This is a genomic window from Nocardia sp. NPDC060220 (assembly GCF_042727815.1).
In the GTDB taxonomy this organism is placed as follows: domain Bacteria; phylum Actinomycetota; class Actinomycetes; order Mycobacteriales; family Mycobacteriaceae; genus Nocardia.
In genome coordinates this window covers 1-7,035 of the sequence record NZ_JBHWZY010000339.1, presented here as the reverse complement: position 1 = coordinate 7,035, position 7,035 = coordinate 1, and the positions used below count along the sequence as shown (strand labels likewise).

Here is a 7,035-nt window from a genome sequence, read left to right as displayed (position 1 = left end):
GGCCGGTACCGCCGCGCTACTGCCGACCGCGATCTCGGCGTTCAGCGAGGGGCTCGAGCAGCCCGAGAGCGAGATCATGGTCTTCCTTGCTGCCCGCGAGGCCGCCCACCAGCGGCTCTTCGCGCACGTGCCGTGGCTGCGTCAGCAGGTGCTCGGCGCCGTGGAGGACTACGCGCGCGGCATCAAGATGGACTTCTCCGCGATCGAGGAAGCCGCGCAGGGCATCGACCCGATGTCGCTGAGCGACCCCTCCAAGCTGGAGGAACTGCTCTCCCAGGGCACGTTCGAACCGCAGACCACGCCCGAGCAGAAGCAGGCGCTCGAGCGTCTGGAGACCCTGCTGGCGCTGATCGAGGGCTGGGTCGACGTCGTGGTCAGCGACGCGGTGGGTGAGCGTCTGCCGGGCGCGAACGCGCTGTCGGAGACACTGCGCCGCCGCCGGGCGACGGGCGGACCCGCCGAGCAGACATTCGCCACCCTCGTCGGCTTGGAGTTGCGGCCGCGCAAGGTGCGTGAGGCCTCGGCGCTGTGGCGGCGGCTCACCACCGACGCGGGGATGGAGCGGCGCGACAAGGTGTGGGAACACCCCGATCTGCTGCCCGATTCCACCGATCTCGACTCGCCCGCCGGGTTCATCGACTCCATCATCGGTGGCAGCACCGGCGCTTTCGACGACCCGCTGGCCCAGCTGGCCGCGACCGAGGCGCGGGAGCGCGACGCGGCCGGTCTCGGCAAAGCCGAGGCCGAGGAGTCCGATTCCGACGAAACCCCGCGCGACGAGGGTGATTCCGACTCGGATTCCGGCAAGGCCTGATCCACCTCGCCGCCGAGGTCGGTGAGAAACTTCCGATCTCGGTGGCGCAACACGGTTCCGAGGCTAACGTTCGTCGCGAAACGCGGCGACGACCCGCGGTACAGCGGTTGTTCACACTGCGGAATCCGTCGGCCGACACGCCGAAAGCCTGTGGATAACTGCACTTTCGGCGCACCTCGCGCCGCTGTCGGATGCCGATACTTCTGGCATGACGACCACTTCCCCACTGCGCGGGCCGATGCTCAACCCGCGAGTGACCACCCTGGTTCGCCCGTCCGGCACGGTCCAGCTCGGCTGGGACCCCGAACGCGCGCTGCTGCTGGAAACCACCGATCACGACACCGGTACCGTGCTCGCCTTCCTCCGCCTGCTCGACGGCTTGCAGTCGCGGCCCCAGATCATCTGGCGGGCAGGTGAATTCGGCATCAGCCCCGATCGCACCATGGGCATGCTCACCGCGATCGAGCGTGCGGGCCTGCTGCTCGAGCCCGAACCCGCGCTGGGCAAGATCCGCGGTATCACCGTGCACGGCCTCGGTCCGCTCTCGGACGCCGTAGCGATCGGATTGCGGCGCATGGGTTTTCGCCCCACCCGCTCGCGCGCGTACCGACCCGACAGTCCGCCCGGTACCGCCACGGGCGATCTGGTGGTACTCACCGACGCGTTGATGATCGACCCCGGACTGTCGGTGGATCTGGTGTTGCGCCGGGTGCCGCACCTGCAGGTCCGAGTTCGCGACGGGGTCGGCGTGGTCGGCCCGCTCGTACTGCCCGGCGAGACCAGCTGCCTGCGCTGTGCCGACCTGACCCGGGCCGGATTCGATCACGACTGGCCGCATCTGGCCGCCCAGCTACTGGGCCGCACCGGGCACGCATCCCCGGCGGGCATCGCGGCGACGACCGCGCTGGCGCTCGGCGAACTGGAGGCGATCGTCGCCTGTTCACCGCGGCGTCCACCGCGCACTCTCGACGCCACCGTGGAATTGAACCTCGACACCCACGAGATCCAGCGCCGGCCGTGGCTGCCGCATCAGGAATGCGGGTGCCGGAACATGACCTCCCGCGCGCCGGAAACCGCTCGGTGACGGGCGTCGCATCAGCCGGTGTGAGCATTCTTATGGCACACACCCCGCGAGTTCGGCCATGATGGGTACCGTGTCCGAGATCGTGCGCCGCAGTTCCAGCCGCAATGCCAAGTTGGCCAAGATTCCGCTCGGCATCGCCGGACGAGCAGCTGTCGGGTTCGGCAAGAAGCTCGTCGGTGGTGACAAGAAGCAGATCAACGCGAACCTGAACCAGAAAGCAGCCGAGCAGCTGTTCACCGTGCTCGGTGAGCTCAAGGGCGGCGCGATGAAGTTCGGGCAGGCGCTGAGCGTGATGGAGGCCGCGGTCCCGGAGGAGTTCGGCGAGCACTATCGCGAGGCGCTGACCAAGCTCCAGGCCGCCGCACCGCCGATGCCCGCCGAGACGGTGCACCGCGTGCTCGACCAGCAGCTGGGCACCAAGTGGCGGGAACGCTTCGCGTCCTTCGACGACACCCCGGCCGCCTCGGCCAGCATCGGCCAGGTGCATCGCGCGGTCTGGTCCGACGGCCGCGCGGTGGCGGTGAAGGTGCAGTATCCGGGCGCCGACGACGCGCTGCGCGCCGACCTGAAGACGCTGTCGCGGATGACCGGACTGCTCTCGTCGGTGATCCCCGGCGCCGATGTGAAGCCGCTGCTCGCCGAGATCACCGAACGCACCGAGGAAGAACTCGACTACCGCATCGAGGCCGCCAACCAGCGCCGCTTCGCCGCCGCGTTCGATGGCCACCCCACCATCGCGATCCCGAAGGTGGTGGCGGGCGCGCCGAAGGTGATCGTCACCGAATGGCTCGACGGCACCCCGGTGTCGGCGCTGATCAAGGCAGGCGCGGAGGACCCCGAGGGCACCCGGGCGCAGCGCAACCGGATCGCCGAGCTGATGGGAACCTTCCACTTCAGCTCGCCCGAACTGGTCGGCCTGCTGCACGGCGACCCGCACCCCGGCAATTTCCTGGTGCGGGCCGACGGCACCTTGGCCGTGCTCGACTTCGGCGCGTGTGCGCCGATGCCGGGCGGCTTCCCGGAGATCCTGGGCCGCATGCTGGCCCTCGCGGTCGCCGACGAGCACGCGGCCCTCACCGAGTTGCTCTACGAGCACGGCTGGGTCATTCCCGGCCGGGTGGTGACCCACGAGGAGATCGAGGCGTACCTGCGCCCGTTCAGCGACCCGATTCGCACCGACACGTTCCACTTCACCCGCTCGTGGATGCAGCGGGTGGCGGGCAAGGCCTCCGAGTTCTCCAGCCCGGAGATGAAAACCGCTCGCGCCCTGCAACTTCCGGCCGAGTACCTCACTGTCTTCCGGGTACTCGGTGGCTCGGTCGGCATCCTGGCCCAGCTCGACGCGGAACTCGGCTTCATGAACCTGGTCCGCACCTGGGTGCCGGGCTTCCGCGCCGAACAGGCGTCGTAGGCGCCCCTCACCCGGGGCGTCTCAGTCGACGGAAGCCCTGGACGAGCGTCGGCCCACCGTGCACAGCACGTGCACCGCGATGCCGACCACGGCGGCCATGGTGACTCCGCTGCCGAGTAGTAGCTTCAGATCGGCGGGGAAGCCGCGATAGAGGGCGGGAACCAGAATCGGCAGCAGGCCCGCGGTGAGGGCCGCGGTGGTGGTGAGCAGGGCCGCGTCGTCGTTCAGGTCGACTTCGCGGAACAGGCCGATCGCGGAAGCGATGATCGTGGCGAACACGATGGCCGCCGTCGCGCCGACGACAGGGCCGGGTAGCGAATTCACGATCCGGCCGACCGGCGCGACGAACGCGGCCAGGATCAGCATCAGTCCGGTCAGCGCGGTGACGTAGCGACTGCGAACACCGGTGAGCCGGATCAGCCCGATGTTCTCACCGCTGGTCACCATGGTCGGTCCACCGAACAGCCCGGAGAACAGGGAGGTGACAGCGTCACCGCGGATCGTGCGCCCGACCGTCGGCGCGGTGTCGATCTGCTTGCCGACGACCTGCGCGTTGAGCACCGTTTGCCCGGTGGCCTCGGCCATCGAGCCGATGCTGAACACCAGCAGCGGCACGGCCGCCAGCAGGTCGAAATGCGGTGCGCCGAACAGCAGCGGCTCCGGCAGTTGCACCAGCGCGTCACCCGGGGCGAGCGTGAATCGGCCGAGCGCGGCCGCCACCGCGGTCCCGACCCCCATCCCGATCAGCACCGACACGCGTCGCCAACCGGGAGGCAGGAAACGGTGTGCCAGCACTGTCGCCGCGATGGTCACCCCGGCGATGGTCACCGACCTGACCGGGGTGGGGTCGTCGGCGGAGGTGATCAGATTCGCGCCGACCTTCACCAGGTTCACCCCGATCACCAGGATCATGCTCGCGATCACGACCATCGGCAGGAACCGCACCAGCTTGCGCGCGATCGGCACCAGTGCGATGCCCGCGACCGCGGTGATCAGTACCGCGCCGGTGGCGGTGGCGGGGTCGTAGGTCTGCGCGGTCTGGATGAACAGCACCACCGCCGCGCCACCGGGCAACATGACGAACGGCAGCCCGGCTCCGAGACCGTATCGGCCCCCGGACTGCAGGATGGTGCCGATACCGCTGAAAAGCAGTGCGCCACAGAGCAGGGCGCGGGCCGCCTCGTCGTCCAGGTGCAGGCTGCGGCTGATCAGCAGCACCGAGGTGAGCGGCATCGCGATCATCACCACCAGGTGCTGTAGCGCACCGGCGAAAGCCCGTCCCGCGGGCGGAATCTCGTCGACCGGCGCCACCATCGGTTCGGTCACCGCAGCCATGGGAGTTCCTCGGCGCGGTAACGGTAGGCACGGAAGATCGCGTTGGAAACGCCCGGAAACACCTGGGCGGTATCGGGATCGGGATATTCGGTGAACGAGGGCACCACGTACTCCCAGCAGATCTCCCGTTCCGGGGTCACCTCGAAGATCCGGCCGAACGCCGCCTCGGTGATCAGCGTGTTGCCGTTGGGCAGCCGCTGCGCGCCACCCATGAAGGGAGTGAAGAACGCCTCACGCGGGGAGTCCTGATAGGTCCACCCGACTTCGCCGGTAGCAGCGTCTATTTCGATGACGCGGCTGTAGGTGACCGACTCTCCGGTGCGGAAGGTGCCGTTGTCGAACACCAGGATCTGGCCGTCGCCGAGCGGGGTGGCGTGATGCTGTTGAGCGACGGTGTCGCGGTCGGCGAGCTCGGTGACCGCGCCGGTGCGCCGATCGATCAGGATCACCGCGGAGACACTGCGCAGACTGGCCACCACCGTGTGCTCGTCGAGCGGGTACACGCTGTTGATCAGCGGCCAGTGCTCACGCCAATAGTGCGGCTGCAGTGCGAATTGCGCGGGATCGAGATGCTCGACGGCACGCCACTCCCAGATCGGCGCGCCGTCGGGGCCGACCTCGCGGATCACATCGGACCAGACGATCCCGTCGGCTTCGGTGCCCGGCACACCGCCCTGGATCCGTGCCGCGTCGGCGCCGGTGAGCGGCTGCACTGCGGCGTAGAGCACGCGCCCGTCGTCGTAGTGGTGGGCGTCGTGGTGGGCCAGATCGTCGCGGATCTCGGATAGTTGGGCACCGGTGTGGTCGTAGCGGGCCATCGAACCGCCGGAGTACTTGCGCCACATGGCGAACAGGGGTGCACGGGCCAGGGTCGCACCGTTGTAGGCGAGGGAGCCGTCGGCGAGGATGCGGGCGTGTCTGCCCGGGCGGTAGGGCAGGTGCCACTGGTGGACGATCGCGCCGTCGAGGTCGACCAGGTCGACTCGACCATTGCCCGCCAGCGGCGCGTAGAGCGTGAAGCCGGGCGAGGCCAGCTCGGCATCGCTGCCGATCAGCCCGATGCCCCGGCGCTTGAGGGTGTTCTGTTCCATGCCGCCTCTTCCTGAATATTCGACCCCACTGAATATTCAGTAGAATCGCGCACACGGGAACCGTTCCGATCATGGTGCGCGAAACCGGCTCACCCCCTGGTCGGACACCGAAACAGCGGACCAGCACCGGTTGCGGGCACTGAAAATTCACTACAGTCACACGCACAGCCAGGACCGAGGACACGGAGGCGATCAGTGGCCAGTGAGCACATCCGGAATCGGCAACTCGGCACCGTGATCCGCGATCGGCGCCTCGCCGCCGAATACACCCTCGCCCGCCTTGCCACCGAAACCGGTCTGTCCCAGTCATTTCTGAGCCAACTCGAGAACGGCCGGACCAACACCAGCCTGCGCTCGCTCCAGCTGATCGCCGATGCCCTCTCGACCACCGCGACAGCCCTGCTGGCCGCGGCCGACGACACCGCGCCCGCGGCCGTGGTCCGCGCCGCCGACGACACCGCCCTGCCCCAAACCGAGCCCGGTGCGGGCACCGTCCGGTCCCTCGTCCACGGTGACCGCGACCTGCGCGCCCTGGAATTCACCGGCGGCACCGATCGCGGTGACCGCGATTTCGTCCACCGATCCGACGAGATCATCCACGTGATCCGCGGCCGGATCTCCCTGATCGCCGACGGCACCGAACACGACCTCGGCGCCGGTGACACCTATTACTGCCGCGCGGGTGAGAAGCACAGGTGGTGGGCGCACTCCCCGGACACCACCACATTGGTCCTCGCCGTCGCCGACGGTCGCACCGTCAAACGCGCATCCCGCATATAGCAAAACGAACCGCTCACCATGACGAGGTGAGCGGTTCGCTTGCGGTACAACCCTTTTCCCGGGTTCATGCCACGATCGCGACCTTGCGCGGGCGACCGCGGGGGCGCTTGCGGGCGATCACGACACCCTGGTCGAAGATCTCACCGCCCCACACGCCCCACGGCTCGGCACGATCGATGGCCGCGGTCAGGCAGCCCTTGCGGATCGGGCAGGCCGCGCACAGTTCCTTGGCCTGCTCGAGATCGGTGGGGCTCTCGGCGAACCACAGATCGGGGTTTCCGCCCCTACAGGGCAGAGTCTTGGTGACCTCACGGACGCGAGGGGTCTGCGCCACGGTTCGGCATGTCACGTCAGTAGTGGCCGTCGGCCAGTCCTGGGCGGTGAACACGTCGTTCTCCTTCAGCTCGTTTGCAGCGGTCGAATGTTCGGTGTGCGAACCCGGTGCCAACGGCTGAGGAGCCGAAATAAAGATGGCCACGGTTTTCGCTTCTCGCGATCCGTGGCCAGGAGGTCTGGGAGG

General features: G+C 68.5%; 7 protein-coding genes. 4 read left to right on the top strand and 3 right to left on the bottom strand.

Annotated features, from left to right (window positions below; all coding sequences use genetic code 11):
* The 3 genes from ACFWF3_RS18630 to ACFWF3_RS18620 form a co-directional block, all read left to right on the top strand.
* Positions 1-814: zinc-dependent metalloprotease (locus ACFWF3_RS18630; protein ID WP_379314620.1), on the top strand; the 814-nt coding region annotated here is incomplete at its 5' end.
* 208 nt (positions 815-1,022) lie between these two features.
* A complete protein-coding gene (locus tag ACFWF3_RS18625; protein ID WP_378991339.1) occupies positions 1,023-1,898 on the top strand; it encodes a TOMM precursor leader peptide-binding protein in 876 nt (291 codons plus the stop codon).
* 61 nt (positions 1,899-1,959) lie between these two features.
* On the top strand, positions 1,960-3,309 hold the full coding sequence (locus tag ACFWF3_RS18620; protein WP_379314621.1) for an ABC1 kinase family protein: 1,350 nt from the start codon (positions 1,960-1,962) through the stop codon (positions 3,307-3,309).
* 21 nt (positions 3,310-3,330) lie between these two features.
* Here the strand turns inward: ACFWF3_RS18620 and ACFWF3_RS18615 are convergent, their stop codons facing one another.
* Entirely contained in the window at positions 3,331-4,644 is a 1,314-nt protein-coding gene (locus ACFWF3_RS18615; protein WP_378991338.1) for a uracil-xanthine permease family protein, read from the bottom strand.
* Positions 4,632-5,735, bottom strand: coding sequence for an aryl-sulfate sulfotransferase (locus tag ACFWF3_RS18610; protein WP_379314619.1), 1,104 nt, complete (start codon positions 5,733-5,735; stop codon positions 4,632-4,634). Before ACFWF3_RS18610 ends, ACFWF3_RS18615 begins: the two co-directional genes overlap by 13 nt.
* A 195-nt stretch (positions 5,736-5,930) precedes the next feature.
* On the opposite strand from ACFWF3_RS18610, the gene ACFWF3_RS18605 reads away from it, so the two are divergent.
* Positions 5,931-6,515, top strand: coding sequence for a helix-turn-helix domain-containing protein (locus ACFWF3_RS18605; protein ID WP_379314618.1), 585 nt, complete (start codon positions 5,931-5,933; stop codon positions 6,513-6,515).
* A 64-nt stretch (positions 6,516-6,579) separates the two neighbouring features.
* Here ACFWF3_RS18605 and ACFWF3_RS18600 read toward each other — a convergent pair whose 3' ends face one another.
* The gene (locus ACFWF3_RS18600; RefSeq protein WP_378632852.1) at positions 6,580-6,903 is read right to left on the bottom strand and encodes a WhiB family transcriptional regulator; all 324 of its coding nucleotides are present in this window, start codon (positions 6,901-6,903) and stop codon (positions 6,580-6,582) included.
* Positions 6,904-7,035 lie beyond the last annotated feature (132 nt).